The organism is Streptomyces sp. NPDC058284 (assembly GCF_042881135.1).
GTDB lineage: Bacteria > Actinomycetota > Actinomycetes > Streptomycetales > Streptomycetaceae > Streptomyces.
In genome coordinates this window covers 10,497-28,001 of the sequence record NZ_JBHVYE010000020.1, presented here as the reverse complement: position 1 = coordinate 28,001, position 17,505 = coordinate 10,497, and the positions used below count along the sequence as shown (strand labels likewise).

17 protein-coding genes and 1 pseudogene are annotated in these 17,505 nt (G+C 69.6%); 11 read left to right on the top strand and 7 right to left on the bottom strand.

All coding sequences use genetic code 11. The features are described from left to right. The first annotated feature begins 11 nt into the window (after nucleotides 1-11). From ACFVYR_RS25715 to ACFVYR_RS25680, 8 genes and pseudogenes are all read left to right on the top strand, one after another. Nucleotides 12-1,559 (top strand): IPT/TIG domain-containing protein, encoded by a 1,548-nt coding sequence (locus ACFVYR_RS25715; RefSeq protein WP_384254155.1) that lies wholly within the window; start codon nucleotides 12-14, stop codon nucleotides 1,557-1,559. A gap of 13 nt (nucleotides 1,560-1,572) precedes the next feature. After that, the gene (locus ACFVYR_RS25710; protein WP_384254153.1) at nucleotides 1,573-4,785 is read left to right on the top strand and encodes a hypothetical protein; all 3,213 of its coding nucleotides are present in this window, start codon (nucleotides 1,573-1,575) and stop codon (nucleotides 4,783-4,785) included. 1,013 nt (nucleotides 4,786-5,798) lie between these two features. Continuing rightward, complete coding sequence (locus ACFVYR_RS25705; RefSeq protein WP_384254151.1) at nucleotides 5,799-6,344, top strand: hypothetical protein; 546 nt, start codon at nucleotides 5,799-5,801, stop codon at nucleotides 6,342-6,344. Next, nucleotides 6,341-6,544 (top strand): hypothetical protein, encoded by a 204-nt coding sequence (locus tag ACFVYR_RS25700; RefSeq protein ID WP_384254149.1) that lies wholly within the window; start codon nucleotides 6,341-6,343, stop codon nucleotides 6,542-6,544. Before ACFVYR_RS25705 ends, ACFVYR_RS25700 begins: the two co-directional genes overlap by 4 nt. 49 nt (nucleotides 6,545-6,593) lie before the next feature. Then, nucleotides 6,594-8,033: an MFS transporter gene (locus ACFVYR_RS25695; RefSeq protein ID WP_384254147.1), complete on the top strand. Its 1,440-nt coding sequence runs from the start codon at nucleotides 6,594-6,596 to the stop codon at nucleotides 8,031-8,033. Then, on the top strand, nucleotides 8,030-8,902 hold the full coding sequence (locus ACFVYR_RS25690) for a sulfotransferase domain-containing protein (RefSeq protein ID WP_384254144.1): 873 nt from the start codon (nucleotides 8,030-8,032) through the stop codon (nucleotides 8,900-8,902). Before ACFVYR_RS25695 ends, ACFVYR_RS25690 begins: the two co-directional genes overlap by 4 nt. A gap of 133 nt (nucleotides 8,903-9,035) precedes the next feature. Continuing rightward, nucleotides 9,036-9,173, top strand: a complete 138-nt coding sequence (locus ACFVYR_RS25685; protein WP_384254142.1) for a hypothetical protein — start codon at nucleotides 9,036-9,038, stop codon at nucleotides 9,171-9,173. Nucleotides 9,174-9,407: 234 nt separating this feature from the next. Further along, a pseudogene (locus tag ACFVYR_RS25680) lies at nucleotides 9,408-9,539 on the top strand (two-component sensor histidine kinase); the annotation flags it as partial. Here ACFVYR_RS25680 and ACFVYR_RS25675 read toward each other — a convergent pair. Further along, a complete protein-coding gene (locus ACFVYR_RS25675) occupies nucleotides 9,483-9,614 on the bottom strand; it encodes a hypothetical protein (protein ID WP_384254139.1) in 132 nt (43 codons plus the stop codon). The pseudogene ACFVYR_RS25680 and the gene ACFVYR_RS25675 overlap by 57 nt on opposite strands. Before the next feature lie 101 nt (nucleotides 9,615-9,715). On the opposite strand from ACFVYR_RS25675, the gene ACFVYR_RS25670 reads away from it, so the two are divergent. Continuing rightward, a complete protein-coding gene (locus ACFVYR_RS25670) occupies nucleotides 9,716-10,336 on the top strand; it encodes a sensor histidine kinase (protein WP_384254137.1) in 621 nt (206 codons plus the stop codon). On the opposite strand, the gene ACFVYR_RS25665 is transcribed toward ACFVYR_RS25670, so the two are convergent. Continuing rightward, nucleotides 10,297-11,376 (bottom strand): sodium-dependent transporter, encoded by a 1,080-nt coding sequence (locus tag ACFVYR_RS25665; RefSeq protein ID WP_384254134.1) that lies wholly within the window; start codon nucleotides 11,374-11,376, stop codon nucleotides 10,297-10,299. The two genes, ACFVYR_RS25670 and ACFVYR_RS25665, sit on opposite strands and share 40 nt — an antisense overlap. 169 nt (nucleotides 11,377-11,545) lie before the next feature. Between ACFVYR_RS25665 and ACFVYR_RS25660 the strand changes: the two genes are divergently transcribed. Together ACFVYR_RS25660 and ACFVYR_RS25655 are read left to right on the top strand one after the other, a co-directional pair. Further along, nucleotides 11,546-12,376, top strand: a complete 831-nt coding sequence (locus tag ACFVYR_RS25660) for a hypothetical protein (RefSeq protein WP_384254133.1) — start codon at nucleotides 11,546-11,548, stop codon at nucleotides 12,374-12,376. A gap of 153 nt (nucleotides 12,377-12,529) precedes the next feature. After that, complete coding sequence (locus tag ACFVYR_RS25655) at nucleotides 12,530-13,429, top strand: hypothetical protein (protein WP_384254130.1); 900 nt, start codon at nucleotides 12,530-12,532, stop codon at nucleotides 13,427-13,429. On the opposite strand, the gene ACFVYR_RS25650 is transcribed toward ACFVYR_RS25655, so the two are convergent. The 5 genes from ACFVYR_RS25650 to ACFVYR_RS25630 are packed head-to-tail and all read right to left on the bottom strand — an operon-like array spanning nucleotide 13,410 to nucleotide 17,391. Beyond that, nucleotides 13,410-14,783: a sensor histidine kinase gene (locus tag ACFVYR_RS25650; RefSeq protein ID WP_384254128.1), complete on the bottom strand. Its 1,374-nt coding sequence runs from the start codon at nucleotides 14,781-14,783 to the stop codon at nucleotides 13,410-13,412. The genes ACFVYR_RS25655 and ACFVYR_RS25650 overlap by 20 nt on opposite strands. Beyond that, entirely contained in the window at nucleotides 14,780-15,442 is a 663-nt protein-coding gene (locus ACFVYR_RS25645) for a response regulator transcription factor (RefSeq protein ID WP_384254126.1), read from the bottom strand. Before ACFVYR_RS25645 ends, ACFVYR_RS25650 begins: the two co-directional genes overlap by 4 nt. Next, nucleotides 15,396-16,124 carry a phosphatase PAP2 family protein gene (locus ACFVYR_RS25640; protein ID WP_384254124.1) on the bottom strand — a complete coding sequence of 243 codons (729 nt, stop codon included), beginning with the start codon at nucleotides 16,122-16,124 and terminating at the stop codon, nucleotides 15,396-15,398. The genes ACFVYR_RS25645 and ACFVYR_RS25640 overlap by 47 nt, the downstream gene beginning before the upstream one ends. Next, on the bottom strand, nucleotides 16,121-16,726 hold the full coding sequence (locus ACFVYR_RS25635) for a phosphatase PAP2 family protein (RefSeq protein WP_384254122.1): 606 nt from the start codon (nucleotides 16,724-16,726) through the stop codon (nucleotides 16,121-16,123). Before ACFVYR_RS25635 ends, ACFVYR_RS25640 begins: the two co-directional genes overlap by 4 nt. Then, the gene (locus ACFVYR_RS25630; protein ID WP_384254121.1) at nucleotides 16,723-17,391 is read right to left on the bottom strand and encodes a DedA family protein; all 669 of its coding nucleotides are present in this window, start codon (nucleotides 17,389-17,391) and stop codon (nucleotides 16,723-16,725) included. The genes ACFVYR_RS25635 and ACFVYR_RS25630 overlap by 4 nt, the downstream gene beginning before the upstream one ends. Nucleotides 17,392-17,505 lie beyond the last annotated feature (114 nt).

The window sequence follows — 17,505 nt, the reverse complement described above, 5'->3', positions numbered from 1 at the left end:
GGAGGGGGACCGTGGCGGACTATTCGCAGTCACCGCTGGAACTGCTGCTGGCCAACCAGCAGAAGGGGTACGTGGGCATCCACGTCGAGCAGGGTGTGCCGGTCCTGGACCGGGACCTGAACCTGTTGCAGGACCTGATCTCGGCGACGGTCCGCGCGGTCATCAGCCGCTACGTCGGTAACGGGGCCGCGGCCGGGGCCAACGGCTTCGCCGTGCAGGCGCTGCCCACCGGGCAGAACGGCCAGGACTTCCTCATCGCGGCCGGCGATGCCGGGGGACCCGGCAGCGCGCTGGTCGGCGGCGTCGAGGTGGTCGTCCCGGCGGCGGTGACGTACAAGAGCCAGCCGGGCCTGCCCGCGCTCACGGCGCCCACGGCGGCGCAGCCCGATCCGCGGACGGACACCGTGTACCTGGACGTGTCGCTGGCCGAGGTGGACGGCACGGTGGACGCGGAGCTGAACAACAGCCGCGACGTCGGCGTCCAGACGTCCGTACGGCTCAAGCCGGTGTGGGTGGTGCGGGTCAGTGAGGGGGACGCGGTGCCGGCGCCGCCGTCCGGGCACAGCTTCTACCCGCTGGCTTCCCTCCAGCGGCCCCGGGGGGTGACGACCATCGAAGCGGCCATGATCGGCGATCTGCGGCAGCGCAGGCTGACCGTCTCCGACATGGAGCGCAGGATGAGCCTGATGGAGCGGACGCTGCTGCTGCCCGCGTTCACGGCCCCGGCGCCCGGGCAGCCGCAGTTCGTGCCCAAGAGCGGCGTCATCGGGCAGCCGATCACCCTGAACGGCAGCAACTTCGCCGTCGCCCCGGTGACCGTGCGCTTCGGCGACCTGCCCGCGAAGATCGTGGGCGGGGCGTCGTCGACGCAGGTCGTGGCCCGGGTGCCGGGCGGGCTGACCCCGGGGGGTGTCTCCGCGACCGTCAGGATCACCGTCAGCAACCTGGGCGGCGCGGTCATCAGCGACGACACGTTCACGGCGGACCCCGCGCCGGCGTTCACCGAACCGACCACCCAGTTCAGCCCGGGCAACGGCACCCCGGGCACGCAGGTGACGCTCAACGGGTTCAACTTCAACGCCGCCGGCACGCAGGTGCGCTTCGCGGCCGTGGCCGCCACGGTGGTCGGCGTACCGACCGCCACCCGCATGGTCGTCCAGGTGCCGGCGGGCCTGGTGCCCGCGGGCAGCACCAACGCCGACGTCAAGATCACCGTGACCAACCCGGCGGGCAGCATCGTCAGCGACGACCCGTTCCGGGCCGAGCTGAACATCCCCGCCCCGGCCTTCTCCACCACGCCGCCCCAGTTCAGTCCGAAGTCCGGGGTGGCCGGCCAGCAGCCCATCATCCTCAACGGCAACAACTTCAACTTCACCCCGGTCACGGTCAAGTTCGACACCTTCACCGCGGTGATCATCGGCACGCCCTCCGCCACCCAGATCTCCGTACGGGTGCCCGCAGGGATGACGCCGCCCGGCACCACCAAGGACATGAAGCTCTCGGTCACCACCTCTGGCGGCACCGCCACCAGCACGGACATATTCACGATCAACGGCTAGGAAGGGAATGCTCATGGCGTTCCACGTCTATCCCGATCCGCAGACCGCCGCGCTCACCGTCAACACCGGGCTCCCGGTCTTCGTCGGCATCGACCAGTTGGCCGGGCCGCGCGACCAGGGCGGCTACCCGAAGATGATGTACGTCCGGGTGTGCGCGACGGGCGCCGTCGAACCCCCGACGCTGTTCATCCGGGCGGGACACCCCGACACCCCGGCCACCCCCGGCGACACCGAGGGACCCGCGGTGGAGATCACCGGATTCACCGGCGGGGTGTTCAACAAGACCACGTACCTGGGCGACGTGAAACGCGACGTCGAGGCCGACAACGTGGCCATCATCCGCATGGGGTTCGACCAGGCGGGCACCGTGGAGACCTGGCGGCTGGGTTTCCAGAACAACAACGTGGGCGGCGCGCCCGTCGAGTTCACCTGGGTGGTGGCCGACGCGGCCACCGACACGGCCAAACCCTGGCTCGACATCTCGCCGGGCACGGTGTCCAACTTCCTCTCCCTCGTCAACAAGTCCGACTCGGACAGCGTGCAGGTGTCCAACAAGGGCACCGCCCCGCTGACCATCGCCACGGCGGGCTCCCTTCCGGCCGGCGGCTTCACGGTCACCTCGCCCCTGCCGCTGACCGTACGCCCCTCCCGCACGGAGACCCTCTCGCTCCGGTTCACCGCGCCCGCCGCGCCCCCGCCGGACAACAAGACCACCCTGACCACGAACATCGTCGTGACACCACCGGACCCCACGGTAGGCACCTCCGCCGGCCACAACCAGCAACTCGCGTTGACCGCCGTCACGCAGAAGCTGGAGGTCGTCCTCCTGCTCGACTCCTCGGGCAGCATGGGCGGCAACCCACTCGGTGGTCCCCCCGCCACCGTCGCGGAGTCCCGCTGGGGGGAGCTGACCACGGCGACCAAGGGGTTCCTGCACCTCCTCGGCCTCTTCGCCGACAACGGTGGCCGGTTCGGCATCGCCCGCTTCCCCTCAGTGGGCGGCGGCCCCGCCGGCTTCGACATCGTCCCGATGAAGCAGATCGCGGCCTCCGAGATGGCCGACGCGGGCGCCGCCGTCGAGGCCATCGTGCCCACCGGAAGCACCCCGATGGGCGACGGCCTCGACCACGTCCTCGCGCCCGCCACCAGCTACTTCGGCACCGACCCGCTCAGCGTCAACACCAGCCGCCGCTGGCTGATCATGATGAGCGACGGGGCACACAACTCGGGCACGCACAACCCCAAGGAGTTCACCGCACCACCCAACGGCACGGCCCCCACCGGCACCTCGCTCGCCGAGAAGAAGATCACGATGTACGGCATCGGGTACGGCGTCGAGGGGCACACCGACGTCGACCACATCCTGATCAAGACCCTCGCCGACGGCTCGTTCGGCGGCGTCTCGCACAGCGTCACGGAAGCGGGGTTCACCCCCACCCAACTCGGCGCGGTCCTGCGCAACGCCCTCAAGGAGGGCCTGACCGACGCCTCCTCCCCCGCCGACCCGCCGGGCGTGTTCGTCTTCGGCGAGCGGGAGATCCGCCACGAGACGGTCATCACCCCGTACGACGACAAGGCCGCCTTCGTCCTGGACTGGAACACCCCCGACGCCGGCAGGCTGCGGCTGGAACTGCTGACCCCGAACTGCGAACTGATCACGCCGGAGAACGCGGGCCAGGGCAGGTTCTCCCAGGTCACCTTCCACGGCGGGACCCGCTCGAACATGTACCTGATCCCCCGGGACTTCCTGCGGGGCGACAGCGGCTCCGAGGGGGCCACCGGCACGTCCGGTACCCGGGGGCGCGACGGCACCTGGCGGCTGCTCGTCAGCTCCGGCGGCGGAGTCATCGGCGCCACGGACACGACGGGCACGACGAGCGCGACGGGCACGACGACCGCGACGACCGCGACGAGCGAGGGCGACCCCGACCCCGACGTCGAGCACTACGTCTACGACGTGCTCACCGACTCGACGCTGCGCCTGGAGGTCAGCCAGGACAAGGCCACCTACTTCGCCGGGGACCCGATCACCGTCACCGGCCGCCTCACCGCCGAAGGCCGGCCGGTGACCGGCGCCGCCGTATCACTGTCCACCACCGCGCCGGTGCGGTCGACGGACAACCAGATCGCCGCGCTGCGCGTACCCGCCGAGGCGCTGAAACGCGCCGAGGAGCTGCTCGCCGGCAAGGACGCCACCCCGCTGCTCGTCAGGCAGTTGGGGGCCCAGCTGGCCGGGCTGAACATCGACGGCAGCCGCCGTGAGCACGTCCAGGCGATGAGCGACACGGACGGCACCGGCAACTACCGGGCCACCGTCACGGACACGTCGGTCCCGAAGCAGTACGTCTTCTACCTGTCCGCCACCGGCATCACCGCCGACGGCACCAGCTTCCACCGCGAGAGCAAGCAGGAGACGCTCGTCATGGTGCGGCCCGAGCCGCAGCACACCCGGATCGACCTCAACCAGACCGGGCCCGGCCAGATCGACGCGACCGTCATCCCGCGGGACCGGTTCGGCAATGTCCTGCTGATCAACCCCGACACGGCCGGCGGCTTCGGTCTCACCGCGCTCGGCGGCAAGCCCGGCGCGCTGACCAGCCGGCTCGACGGCTCGTACACCGGCACGGTGACGTTCGACCCGAAGGTCAACCCCGCCATCGGCCTGCAGTTCGGCGGCGAGGACGTGCTCGTACCGAAGCACACGCCGCCGGTCGGCGACCTGCGGTACGTCAACCGCGTCATCAAGTTCGAGGCAGGCGCGATCAAGGGCGCCAACCAGCACGCCGACGCGCGCGCGGTGCTCGGCACCGTCGTCGACAAGCCCGCGGGAACGTTCGTCTCGCTCGGCGCGGCGGGCCGGCTGGAGGTCGGCATCACCCGCCTGGTCATCCTGGCCGCCGGCGGCGACGACGACGTCACGGTGTTCGTCCGGCCGGACACGGACCTGCGCGCGTACCGGGTGGAGGCGTACGCGGTGGAGCGCCGCGCATGGGTGGAGCTCGGCGAGTCGATCGGCGTCACCCAGTCGTTCGGGCTGCGCCCGGCCCACCTGAAGTTCACCATCGCCCTGCGCATCACCGACATCAGCGGCCGTACCCGCGACGACGCGTTCGTGGCGCTGACCACACCGGGGGTGAGCCTGCGCGGCGTCGGGGCGCTCAAGACGTCCAAGGACCTGCCGTGCCGATCGGACCAGTTGCCCAACTGGTTCCCCTGGGCACGGTAGGCACGGACCGCCCGCCCCTCGAGGGGCGGGCGGTTCTCCGTCGCGGTGTTACGAAGCTGCGAGTCCCTTGATGGTCCGCCGCGGCTCCGGCGCCTGTCGCAGACCCACTAGGAGGCACCCATGAGGATGCTCATCAACGTCCCGTAGTTTGGCTCGGCCGCAGGTCACAACCATGCTTGGGAGCCTTTGGTCAGCAAACTCCCAGCATGGGTCAGGAGACATGTACTTGGCGACCCAGCTCGTCCGCGGAATGGGCAGCTTCTTCAAGAGTTGCACCTGCGCCCGCCAGAACCGCTGCGCCCACCCTTACGTCATTCGCTACCGCGATGCCGCCGGGCGGCAACGCGAGGAGACCGGGTACTCGACGCAGCAGGCGGCACTCGACCGACTGACTGTCGCTGCGGTATTGGATCTCGCGGAGGATCAGCGAACTCCACCTCACCGGCGCCCGCGTGCCCGCGCGCACCCTGCCCCAGGGCCAGGACGCCGCCGCCTACGTGGCCGACGCCCTGGCCGCCGGACCAGGCACCCGCCGTGCCGAACTGATCGTGCACGCACCGATCGAACGTGCGACTCAGCTCGTACCGGCGTCACCCGGCGTCCTGGAACACCTCGACACGCACCGCCGCCGGGAGCGCGCGGCGGCCGCGGCCTGTACGACGGATCGCAGCACTGTGACAGGTTCTGCCCGAGTGGCTGGTTCGCTTCACCTCCCGTACACCAGGAAAAAACCCCGTGTATCCCTCACGTTTGAACACCTGGGGCAGCGGTACGCGTCTGATCACGTCTGTTCGGCATGGGGGTGTTGATGTTAGACAGGGTGGGTTCTCACCGCGGCGCGGTCCGGTTCGGCACGAAGGCCGAGACTCTGTCCCGGCTGATACCGAGACTGTGCGACGCCGCGGTGCTGCCGCTGCAACTGGTCGGAGGGGGCCGACACCACTCTGGTGACCGCTGGGCAGCCGGGCGTTCGGTCGTGGTACTTCCTGCCGGACGAGGGCAGCCACTGCCCCATGGGGTACCTGGCCGGCCTGCCACGCCTGGCTGCGGAACTCGAACACCTGCCGGGGAAGGCTCCATTCGAGTTCGAGTTCGAGTTCGCCGTACGGCAAGACGCCTCTCTTGTGCTATTTCAGGCCCGGCCGCTGGCCGCGCCAGCCATGGCACTGTCCAAGAGCCGGCATCGAGCGGCCGTGCACCAGTGCCAGCGGAAGTTCCGCGCTCTGTTACGGGATCAGCCTCCAGCAGTCGGGGCTGATACGTGCTTAGGGGTAATGCCTGACTGGAACCCGGCCGAAATGATCGGTCTGCGGCCCCGCCCGCTGGCGCTTTCCCTGTACCGGCGCCTGATCACCGACGAGACCTGGGCAGAATCCCGTCACCGTTACGGGTACCGCGATGTACGAGGTGTTCCGCTCCTCGTCGACCTGGGCGGGCTGCCGTACATCAACATCCGGGCCAGCTTCTCCTCGCTGATGCCGCAGAACATAGAACTGGTTGGCGCCGCATTCAAGCAGCGCTCCGCACAGCTGACAGCACCGGCTCACGGCGCGATATGACCGCCATCCTTGCCGCCCTGATCACGCAACAGCACGCCCGCATCCCCGCCGTCGCCAACCAAGGCCCCTGGTACGAGTTCGACTCACCGACCGACCTTGAGCCGGGCACCGCATCGCTCGCTGAACTCGACCGGCTGCTGCACCTGGAAACACATGGCACTCACGGAACTTCCCCGTCACCGGCCCGCGGGCGTTCTTGAGCAGCCGCCCCGCCCCGCCTTCTTCGTTCCACCCCGCAGGAGCCGTTTCGTGTCAGCTGCCCCCTCGCCCCTCGCCCGTCTGCGCGTCCTCCTCGTCCCTGTGGTGCTCTCGGCCACCAACTTTCTCGCCGTGTTCGACGGCCTGGTCGTCACCGTCGCCCTGCCCGCCATTCAGCACGATCTCCACATCGGCCAACTCGACGCGCAGTGGCTGATCACCGGCTACACACTGCCGCTGGCCGGCCTCCTGCTGTTCGGCGGCCGGTGCGGAGACCGGTTCGGCCGCCGTCAGATCCTCACAGCCGGGCTGATCCTCTTCACCGTCGGTCTGGTCCTCGCGGGGCTGTCCTCCACGCTGTGGCTCATCATCGTCGCGCGCGTACTGCAAGGAGCGGGCGCCGCCCTCGCGGTACCCAACTCCTTCGCCGTGATCAGCGCGATGCCCGACCCGCGCCGCCGCAACTGGCTGTTCTCGGCAGTCGCTGTCGCCGGTGGCCTGGGGGCAGCGGGCGGAGCCATTGCCGGCGGTCTGATCACCCAAGGGCTGGGATGGCGCTACGTCTTCCTTCTCACTGCCCCCGTAGCGGTCCTGGCAGCGCTGGCCGCTGCCAGGACCCTGGCCCCAGGAAAAGCGGCGGAGCGACCGGGCCGGCTCAACGCTGTCTCTGCGGTACTGGCTGTAGCAGGGCTGATACTGCTGGTGTTCTCGATCACCAGCATCGAACGAACCGGGCCCGCGTCCTCCTCCACCCTCGTCTCCTTCGTCGCCTCAGCAGCGGCTCTGACGGGCTACTGCGCACACGAGCGGCGCAGCTCAGCACGCCTGGTACGGCCGCAACTCCTGCAAGACCGGCAGTTCCGCACCGCTGTCATCGGCACACCGAGCCAAGTCCTGGCGTATGACGGAATGGTCTTCATCTGCCTGCTGTATCTCCAGCACGTACGGGGCTACGAGCCCCTGACAGCAGGCCTCGCCTTCAGCCCGCTCGGCCTGGCAGTACTCCTGGGCTCACCAGTAGCCAACCGGCTGCTGCGTACATGGCACTGGACCGCCGTGGTGCTGGGAGCTCAGGTCGTCTGCGCCATCGGGCTGACCATCTTGGCGGCGGCGCCTCGCGAGGGAGCGTACCTATTGTTCTTCCTGCCCAGCTTCGTCCTGCTGGGCCTGGGCAGCACAGTGTCAGTCATCGCGTTCAACGCAGCGGCAGGAAAATCCGTCCCCCCGGAGGACCAAGGCGCTGCCTACGGCCTCTACGAGACGTCGAAATACCTGTCCACGGCTCTCGTCGTCGCTGTACTCGCGACCGTCTCCGCCGCTCGAATCCGGGCCGAAACAGACACTCCCACTCCCTCCGCGTACGCAGCTGGTTATCAACTCACATTCACTATCGCGGCCATCGGGGCTCTTGCAGGCGGTCTGCTCACCGCTTATCTGGGCCACCACAACCGCAAATCCGCCGACCGAACGAACGACAGGATGGACGTATGACGTCGGAAAATCTGCACGGATTACGTGACCGCATCAGCCCGCTCCACGAAGCCAACATCAGCGTGCTGGGCGACAAAGACGTTCCCATCGCCAGCTTCGGCGGCGCAGGCCAGTCACTGCTCGGCAATGTACTTCTCGAACTCGGCCTTAACTATGCCGACGCTTACACCGAGCGGCTCCTGCCCGACGGCACGAGTCAGCCAGCCGAGGAACACAACGAGTGGCGCCAACGCCTGGCTGCCAGCCACATAAAAGACTCCGAACAGGCACCGTGCTCCAGCCATCGCCACTGGCCACGGTTTGTGAAAACCCACCTGACCCCCGAATACTTCACCACCCGCCCCCTGCTCGCAGCATGGGTACTCATACGCGATCCCCGGGACGCGCTCTACTCCCGGTACCGTTTCCGCGTCGAATACGCCCAGGACCCTGCGGATATCGCAGCTGGAAGTTTCGAAAACTGGCTCCGTCTGCCGGGACCGGCCGGCCTCAACCCAGTAGACGACTGGAACCATTTCTACGACTCCTGGCTCGTCAACCCCTTCGGTAATCCCTCGCATGCGGTTTCACGTTTCGAAGATTTAAAGGCGGAACCTTCGGAGACACTCCGCCTAGCCCTTCAGGAATTCGACATAACACCGAATCCTGGCGACATCCTGGCGGCATTCGAACGCAGCTCTTTCTCTGCCATGCGCACACACGAGGAACGCAACAGCGGACCGCAAACCAGCCACAGGCCGAAACGGCGAATCATGCGCAAAGGGAAGCCCGGCGAATGGCGCGAATGGATCACTCCAGAGTTGATGGCGCTCTTCGCACCTACCCAAACAGTGGCTGGCCGATACGGCTACCGCATCACAGACACATAGGGGGATGACTCCGCAGTACGGCAACTAGCCGGTCGGGCAGCGTAACGCCCCGGCCAAGAGCGGGGCCAGCGAGAACGTTCTCAGCATCATCGCGATCGCGCTGGGCGCGATCGGCTTGCTTTTCCTGCCGATCGTGTTCGGACTGGGCGGGCTGATCCTGGCCCTCATCGCCAAATTCGCTGGACATGAAAGGCTCTCCACCATCGCCCTGATAGTCGGTGCCCTCGGACTGATCGGTGGCATGATCCTCGGCGCCATCGTCGCCAGCTAGGACCTGTCCGTCGGACATCGGCGGCCTTCCTGGGTGACATTGGCCGGTGGTGCGCTCATGGGTCTCGGCCCGGTCACTGCACTGATCGGTCGGCAGGTGGCGAGGTCCGCGGAAGAGATTGCAGGCTGTCCCCACGCCTGCCCTACGCTCCGCAGCCAGCTGAAATGACCAGGGCGTGTCGCCTGACGGTTCCAGTGGTTCCGCTGGCCGGGCCGCGGATCGTACGGTGTCGTCGTGCTGGCGCTGACCGTGGCGGTCCTTGTGGCCCGCCGGCAGGCGCGGGCACTCGCCGCTCCCCTGGAGGACCTCTCACGGCACTGCCGGGCCGTCACCGGCGGCGACCTGACCGTGCGGGCCGCGCCCAGCACCATCGCCGAGATCGACCAGGTCGCCCGCACGCACAACGAGATGCTGGACAGCCTGGCCGAACTCCTGCGCCACGGACGGGACTTCACCGCCAATGCCTCCCACCAGCTGCGCACCCCGCTGACCGGCCTCCAGCTCACCCTGGAGCCGGACTCGCGCAGGACGGCACCCGTCCCGTGCTGGAGGAGGCGCTGGACGCCACTCGCAGGCTGCACCACACCGTGGAGGAGGTTCTTCGGCTGTCCGGCTCCGCGGGACCGCCCCAGCCGGCCGCGCCGGACCGGCCGGTCGCGGGGCTGCTGCGGGAGACCGAGGAGCGGTGGCACGGGCTGTTCGCCCGCGACGGCAGACGCCTGGAGTGCGATACGGGCGAGGCGCCGGACGGCGTACGCGTCCCGGGCGGACCCGTCACCGAGATCCTCGGCGTGCTGCTCGACAACGCCCGAGTCCACGGACACGGCACGGTGCGCGTCACGGTCCGCGACCTCCACGACGCCCTCGCCCTCGACATCGCCGACGAGGGCACGTCAGACGGCGATTCCGCGCGCCTGTTCGAGCGCGGACACACCGAAGGCGGGGCGGGCACGGGCATCGGCCTCGCGCTCGCCCGCGACCTCGCTGTCTCCCTCGGAGGGCGGCTCTCCCTGGCCAACCACGCGCCGACCATGTTCACGCTGCTGCTCCCGGTACGGGCCGCGGAAGGACACGGGGTGGATAGCCGGGACATGTCGGATGGTTGCCGGAGCGATGCGGATCCTCAGGACGAGGCGGGGCAGGGCGGTCCGGGCGGAAGCTGAGGGCGAGCCATCCGTACGACCCTGTTCGCGGCCGTCTTCTGCAACAGCCCGTACGCGAGGACCGGCAGGAGCAGGTGCGGCTTGTCGGGCAGGGTCGTGGTGATCAGGACCGCACCCGCGCTGCTGTTGTTCATTCCGCAGGCGAGGGTGAGAGAGGAGGCGGCCGGGGCGTCCAGACGAAGGACGCGCGCCGCGAGCCGCCCCACCGCGAAGGACAGCGCACAGACGACCGCCGCCACGACTGGTGCCGCGATCAGCAGTAGCGGGCGGGGATGCGCCAGGAAGGTCCCCAGGGCGCCGCTCGCGTTGACGTACGTCAGGACCACCGAGCCGGTCAGCGCCACGGGCACGACCCAGCGCAACGCACCCTCCAGCAGACGCGCCGGCAGGGCGAGACGGCACGCGAGACCCGCCGCGCACGGCAGTACCACTCCCGTGAACGCGAACCCGCTGTTCATGGCCCGCCCGACCGTGCCCAGCACGTCCGCGTAGCCTCCGCTGAGCAGCGGAGCCAGCGCGCCCACCGTCACGGGGATGGTGAGCGGGCTGATCAGTGTGGAGGCGAGCACGAGACCCACCATGGTCGGCTGGTCGCCGTGCCCCTTGCCGGTCCAGACCGTCGCCCCCGCGGCCACTGGCATCGCGACGATCAGGATCATCGCGGTGACCAGACCGCTGCCGCCGTCGGCATCGGGCGAGTGGCGCAGCAGGTATGCGACCAGCGGGATGATCAACAGCGGCGCCGCGAGATGCAGCACCAGCCCTGCCAGCAGGGCCCGGGGCCGCCGCAGCAGCTGTCCCAGCGCGCGGACCGGGACCTGCAGTCCGGCCGAGAACAGGACCAGCGAGAGCAGCAACGAGGCTGTGTGCAGGGGAAGTTCAGTTCCCGTCAGGGTATGCGGGTGGCGCAGCCACTGGCCCGGGCCGGGCAGCAGTACGGCGGCGAGGTACGCGAGCGCGACGGTCCGTCCGAGGCGGCGCCGCAGCCAGTCCGTCGCGTGTTCGGCATAGGCGCGGTTATGGGAGTGGGGGATGGTCATGGCGGCGCGCTTCCGTCGTGGGGGCTGGGCTGGGGCGGAGTGCCGGTATGACCGAGTGGGCCGTGTCGCTGTGCATGGCAGACATGTTCCCCGCGCGGGTCGGCGAGGGTGGGTGTTGCCGCGCGGCAGTCAGGATGCGTTCAGGTTCCCGGTGGCACGGTCGGGCCTCATGACATCCGAAACGTCTGAGACAGCGGCGGTCCACAGTTCCGCTCCGACCGCCCCCGGCCACCGTCTGCGCTGGAACAAGGTGCCTGAAGTCACCGTGTATTTCTGGGTGATCAAGGTGCTGTGCACGACGGTCGGTGAGACCGCGGCCGACCTGCTGAACGAGAAGGCCGGACTGGGCCTGACCGGTGTGTCGCTGCTGATGAGCGTGCTCCTGGCGGTGGTCCTGGTCGTCCAGTTCCGCACGACCGCCTACCGCGCCGGTGTGTACTGGACGGCCGTGGTCCTGATCAGTGTCGTGGGCACCCTGATCAGCGACAACCTCACCGACAACATGGGCGTACCGCTCACGACCAGCACCGCGGTGTTCGCCGTCGCGCTCGCGATCGTGTTCGCCGCCTGGTACCGCAGCGAGCGGACACTGTCCATCCACAGCATCGACACCCTGCGCCGGGAGTCCTTCTACTGGCTGGCGGTGCTGTTCACCTTCGCGCTGGGCACCGCGGCCGGCGACCTGGTCGCCGAGCGCATGGCGCTGGGCTACTGGGTCTCGGCGGTCCTGTTCGCCCTCGCCATCGCCGCGGTCGCGGTAGCCCGCTTCGCGCTCGGGGCGAACGCGGTGTGGAGCTTCTGGATCGCCTACGTCCTGACCCGCCCGCTCGGCGCCTCGATGGGCGACTACCTGTCCCAGCCGGCCGGTGACGGCGGCCTGGGCCTGGGCAGCGTGGTGACCAGCGTGCTGTTCCTCGCGGTCATCCTCGGCCTGGTGGTGTTCCTGGCGGTGACGCGAAAGGACGTCACCGAGTCGGAGCGCCTTGCCCGTACGGCGTGAGCGTCTCGCCGGCGTTCGGGATGCGTCCGGATCAGCACCGACAGGGTCGGACACCGACCAACCGCCGCGCCGCGCGCGGTCGGCCCCACCGTCTCGCGGGGCGCTCGCCTTTGATGTGCGCCCCGCGCCCTGCACGAACGGGAGCACTCCCTCATGGAGAAGTCAGAACCTCTCACCGACCTGGACGTCGCCAGTACGACCAGGTCGGTGATGAAGAAGCTGCCCGAGGTCACCCTGGCCTTCTGGATCATGAAGATCGCCGCCACGACCCTGGGCGAGACCGCCGGTGATCTGTTCGCCCAGACCCTGAAACTCGGCTACTTCCTCACCACGATCGTCCTGTTCCTGATCTTCGTAGTGACCTTGGTGATCCAACTCAGGTCCCGCCGCTACAACCCGTACTTCTACTGGACCGTCATCCTGTCCACCAGCATGGCGGGCACGACGATGTCCGACTTCATGAACCGCGACGCCAGCGCCAAGTTCCTCTCGAACAGCGCCACGTCGCTCGGCTGGGGCCCGCAGGGCCTGGGCCTCGGCTATCCCACCGGCGCCGCGATCTTGATCTCCATCCTGATCACCGTCTTCGCGGTGTGGAGGCTGACCGCGATGACGTTCGTCATCCGTGACATCGTCAGCTTCCGCGGCGAGGCCCTCTTCTGGACGGCGATCCTCGTCTCCAACACCCTCGGCACATCCATGGGCGACTTCCTCTCCGACAGCTCCGGCCTCGGCTACGCGGGCGGCGCACTGCTCGTCTCCGGGACGCTCGCGGTGCTTCTCGCCCTGATGAAGGCGCCCGCGGTCCCGAACGTGCTGCTGTTCTGGTTCGCCTTCGTGCTGACCCGTCCCTTGGGCGCCACCGCGGGTGACTTCCTCACCAAGCCGGTCGCCAAGGGCGGCCTCGACCTCGGCACGGCGGGCTCGTCGGCTGTCCTGCTGGCCGTCCTGGTGGGCCTGATGGCCTATGCCCACGCGAAGGAGCGCCGGACCGCCGCCTGGGGTCCGCGGACGATCGAGCAGCCGGAGGCCGTCACCCGGCCGGCAGTCTGACGGTGAACCGCGCCCCGGGCCTGTGTCCGGGGTCGTACGTCACCTCACCGCCGACGGAGCGGGCCAGGCGTCGCGCCAGCGGCAGCCCCAGGCCCGCTCCGCCATGTCCGTCGTCGGGGTCCGCCCGCCGGCCGGGCTGGAAGAGCTGCGCGGCGAACGACTCGGGCACCCCGGGACCGTCGTCGCCGACGTCGATGCGTACGGCGCCGGATTCCCGGCGCGCGGTGACCGTGACATGTGAGGCGGCGTACCGGACGGCGTTGGCGAGCAGCGGGCTGACGATGCGTTCGAGGAGGGCGGCCTGGACGCCGGCCTGGACGCCGGGCTCCAGCGGGAGGCCGGCACCGTGCGCGTCGACCGTCACATGGACCGGTGTCTCCAGGCTTGCGGCGAGGCGGTGCAGTGTCGCCAGGACCTCGGCCGTGCCGGGGGCGGTGGTCGTGCCCTGGCGGGCGTCGTCGAGCAGGGTGTCGCAGATGCTGCGCATGGACCGGGCGGCGTCGGCGATCACCTCATGGGTGGCCTCGGTGTCGGCGGCCGAGCGGGGACGGGCCCGCCACCAGTCGAGTTCGGCGACGATCCGGCTGAGCGGGGTGCGAAGCTCGTGCGACAGCTCGCCGGTCAGCTGCTGCTCACGGCGCAGAACGGCGCGGATGCGGTCCAGCAGTGCGTCCAACGAAGCGCCCAGGCGGGCGAGTTCGGTCGGACGTCGAATGGCACCGAAGCGTTCCTCGGAGGCGACGGCACTCCACTGGGCGGCCTGGCCGGTCATGGTGCCCACGGGACGCAGCGCGCGTCCGACCGCGAGACGTGTCAGCAGATAGGTGCAGGCGAGCATGATGGCGTCGAGACACAGCGATGCCAGGAGCAGGGTGGTGGCCGAACTCCGGTAGGGGGAGAGGTCCAGCGCGGTGACGACGGTCGCGGTGCTCCGACTGCCGGATACGGGCAGGCTGCACAGCCGGGCGGGGGCAGGTCCGTCGGCGGTCAGACAGTGTGTGCCGCCCTGCCGTACGAGTGTGGCGGCGGCGCGGGCGAGGGCGCTGTGGGCTGTGGTGGACGGCGGCTGTTCGAGCAGCCGAGTGCCTGTGTAGATCCAGACGTTCGTGTCCAGGAGCCGGTCATTGGCGGTCTCCAGGACGCGCACCTCGGGGCCGCTCGCGTCGATGGTGGTGGCGACGGCGGCGGCCCGGGTGTGCAGCTCGTCGTCGGCCTGGTGTTGCAGGCGGTGGCGGATGACGGTGTTGAAGGCGACGGTGAGAACCACCATCAGGAGGGTGGCGGCGGTCAGGGCCACCAGAGAGAGGCGGCCACGCAGGGTGTGCGGCACCAGGCGGGAGAACACGGAGCTCATGACAGGCGGTGGCCGATCCCTCGGGCGGTGGTGATCGTCAGGTCACTGCCCGCCTCGCGCAGCTTGCGGCGCAGGCGGGTCACGTACTGGTCGAGGGTGTTGTCGCTGACCTGGGCCCCCTCGGGCCAGCCTGCTCTGAGCAGTTCGCGTCGGCGCACGATGTTCCCGGCGCCGGTCATGAGCGCCGCCAAGAGGCGGAATTCCGTCGGTGTGAGGTCGACCTGGGTGCCGCGCACGCTGACGCTGTGCCGGACGGCGTCCAGGACCAGGTCACCGACCGTGGCCGCGGGCAGCGGCGCGGCGCGTTTGACGGCCGCTCGCAGTCTGGCGGCGAGTTCGGCGAGGTGGAACGGCTTGGGCAGATAGTCGTCACCTCCGGCGGAGAACCCGGACAGCCGGTCGGTGAGCCGGTGACGGGCGGTCAGGAAGATGACCGGGGACAGGAATCCGTTCGCCCGCATCGCCTGGCACACGTCCCGCCCGTCCGCGTCGGGCAGCCCGACGTCCAGGACGGCCGCGGCGATGTCACCGCCGGCCAGCCGCAGGGCGGATGCCCCGTCCGGGGCGGGCACGGGGTCGAAGTCCTCCTCGCGCAGGCCGCGCAGCAGGACGTCACGCAGGGCGTGATCGTCCTCGACGACCAGGATCTTGTGGCGCATGGCCCTCCGTCGGCTTGGGGTCGGTGTCCGTCGTACCGGAGATGAACCCTTCGGGGAGCCACCAGGTGACGGCGCACAGGCACAGCCCCAGCCAGCCGATGGCGAACAGCCAGCCGCCGACGACGTCGGTGAACCAGTGCACCCCGAGGTAGACGCGGGTCAGCCCGACCAGCGCGGCCCAGCAGCCGATCACGAGGGCGAGCAGGTTCCTGCCGCGTGGGGCGCGCGCGTACACGGCGATGACGAGCAGTCCGGCGGTGAGGGCGGCCGTGGTGGTGTGGCCGGAGGGGAAGGCCCAACCCGAGGCATGCGTCGCCCAGTTTGTGTGGGCAGGGCGGGGCCGGGCGACGAGTGCCATCACGCCATACCGCGTCGCCTGACCCGCCCCGAGGCAGACGAGACAGAGCGCGACGGCGACGGCCCGTTGGCGCGGAGTACGACCGGCGATGGTCCCTGCCAGCACCGCGAGGACGTACGGGATGACCCCGGTGCCGCTGGCGGTCAGACCACGGGCCAAGTCCACCGCCACGTCCGGGCGGTGACCGACGGACCAGGACAGCAGGCCCCCGTCCCCGTACAGCGGCTTCTCAGCGCCGATCACGAACATGGACAGCACGCCCAACGCCGTCCACGCGCCAACACCGATGCTGCCCGCCAGGTCGCGCAGGTCGCCGCGGGTCATGACGCCGACAGGAGGGGACGCAGCCGCGTGCCGGTAATCCACCGGACCAGGGGATCCGGATGGCGGCGCACCGCGACCATCGCGCAGACCGCGACGAGGACACCCACAACGACTCCGGCTGCGACGTCGTGCGGATAGTGCGCACCGACCCAGACCCGGGAGATCGCCATCGCGCAGGCGGCCGCGACCGCGACGGCGCCCAGGCGGCGGGAGACGAACCACAGGGCCATGGCGGCCGCGGCGGCGATGGCCGCGTGATTGCTGGGAAAGGACCAGTCGCCCGGAGCCGGGCACGCCTCCAGCGTGATCACGCGCAGGCTCTGGCAGGGCCGGTCCTCGCGTAGCAGCAGCTTCAGCACGTCGTTCACCCCGTATGCGGCGACGACGCTCACCGGAACGGCGAGCGCGCTCACCGCGGCAGCCGGGCTCACCCGCCGGGCCCGCCACCAGGTCACGGCCATCAGCATGGCGAACACCGCAAGGCCGTAGGTCGACCAGGCCGCCACGACGTCGTCCAGCCAGCCGGGCGAGCGGTGGGCGAGGTCCACCACATCGGTGTACGCGGAACCGTCGATCGAGGAACCATCGAAAGCGAGGATCATCCACGCGCCTCCTTCGCCTTGGCCGCGCGGCGGGAGCGGTACAACTCGGCGGCGAGCGGAATCAAGGACACGACCACGATCACGGCGACCATGGGCAGCAGATAGCGGTCCACATTGGGGATGGAGGAGCCCAGCGCGTACCCGCCAAGGGTCAGCCCCAGGCTCCACACGAGTCCGCCGACGACCTGCCACACGGTGAATGTCCGCGCCGGCACGCCCAGCGCGCCCGCCATCGGATTGAGCACCGTGCGTACCACCGGCACGAACCGGGCCAGCACGATCGCCCTGGCGTGCCCGTACCACTCCAGCAACTCCTCGGCCCGGTGCGCGCCTTCACGCAGGCGGACCGAGCGGCTGCGCGCCAGGAGGGCTCCGCCCGCCTTCCGGCCGAGCACATAGCCGCACTGCGCACCGGCAAGGGCGCCCACGACCGCGGCCACCAGTAGCGGAGCGAGTGACAGCTTGACCCCGTGCCGGCCGCTGCCGGTGCACAGCAGTCCCGCGGTGAACAGCAGCGAGTCGCCCGGCAGGAAGAAGCCGATCAGCAGCCCGGTTTCCGCGAACATCACGACGCCGACTCCCAGCACGCCGAAGGCGGCCAGCAGGGACTGCGCGCTCAGGACGTTCACCGCGAGCTGTGAGCCTGCGAACAAGGGTGCGGTCATCGACGCTGTCCCTCTCATACTGGATGGGTGGGGGCGCGCGAGGCGTCACCCGAGTGACTACAATTCTGTAGACGGTCTACTGCACTGTAGACGAAGATGGGGTGAGGATCGTTC

Bases quoted from the DNA above. Each gene is read 5' to 3' on its own strand.
- ACFVYR_RS25710 (WP_384254153.1), top strand. From the start codon at position 1,573: ATGGCGTTCCACGTCTATCCCGATCCGCAGACCGCCGCGCTCACCGTC.
- ACFVYR_RS25630 (WP_384254121.1), bottom strand. From the start codon at position 17,391: ATGACCGCACCCTTGTTCGCAGGCTCACAGCTCGCGGTGAACGTCCTG.
- ACFVYR_RS25700 (WP_384254149.1), top strand. From the start codon at position 6,341: ATGACCGCCATCCTTGCCGCCCTGATCACGCAACAGCACGCCCGCATC.
- ACFVYR_RS25655 (WP_384254130.1), top strand. From the start codon at position 12,530: ATGGAGAAGTCAGAACCTCTCACCGACCTGGACGTCGCCAGTACGACC.
- ACFVYR_RS25665 (WP_384254134.1), bottom strand. From the start codon at position 11,376: ATGACCATCCCCCACTCCCATAACCGCGCCTATGCCGAACACGCGACG.
- ACFVYR_RS25660 (WP_384254133.1), top strand. From the start codon at position 11,546: ATGACATCCGAAACGTCTGAGACAGCGGCGGTCCACAGTTCCGCTCCG.
- ACFVYR_RS25705 (WP_384254151.1), top strand. From the start codon at position 5,799: ATGGGGTACCTGGCCGGCCTGCCACGCCTGGCTGCGGAACTCGAACAC.
- ACFVYR_RS25645 (WP_384254126.1), bottom strand. From the start codon at position 15,442: ATGCGCCACAAGATCCTGGTCGTCGAGGACGATCACGCCCTGCGTGAC.
- ACFVYR_RS25635 (WP_384254122.1), bottom strand. From the start codon at position 16,726: ATGATCCTCGCTTTCGATGGTTCCTCGATCGACGGTTCCGCGTACACC.
- ACFVYR_RS25650 (WP_384254128.1), bottom strand. From the start codon at position 14,783: ATGAGCTCCGTGTTCTCCCGCCTGGTGCCGCACACCCTGCGTGGCCGC.
- ACFVYR_RS25690 (WP_384254144.1), top strand. From the start codon at position 8,030: ATGACGTCGGAAAATCTGCACGGATTACGTGACCGCATCAGCCCGCTC.
- ACFVYR_RS25640 (WP_384254124.1), bottom strand. From the start codon at position 16,124: ATGACCCGCGGCGACCTGCGCGACCTGGCGGGCAGCATCGGTGTTGGC.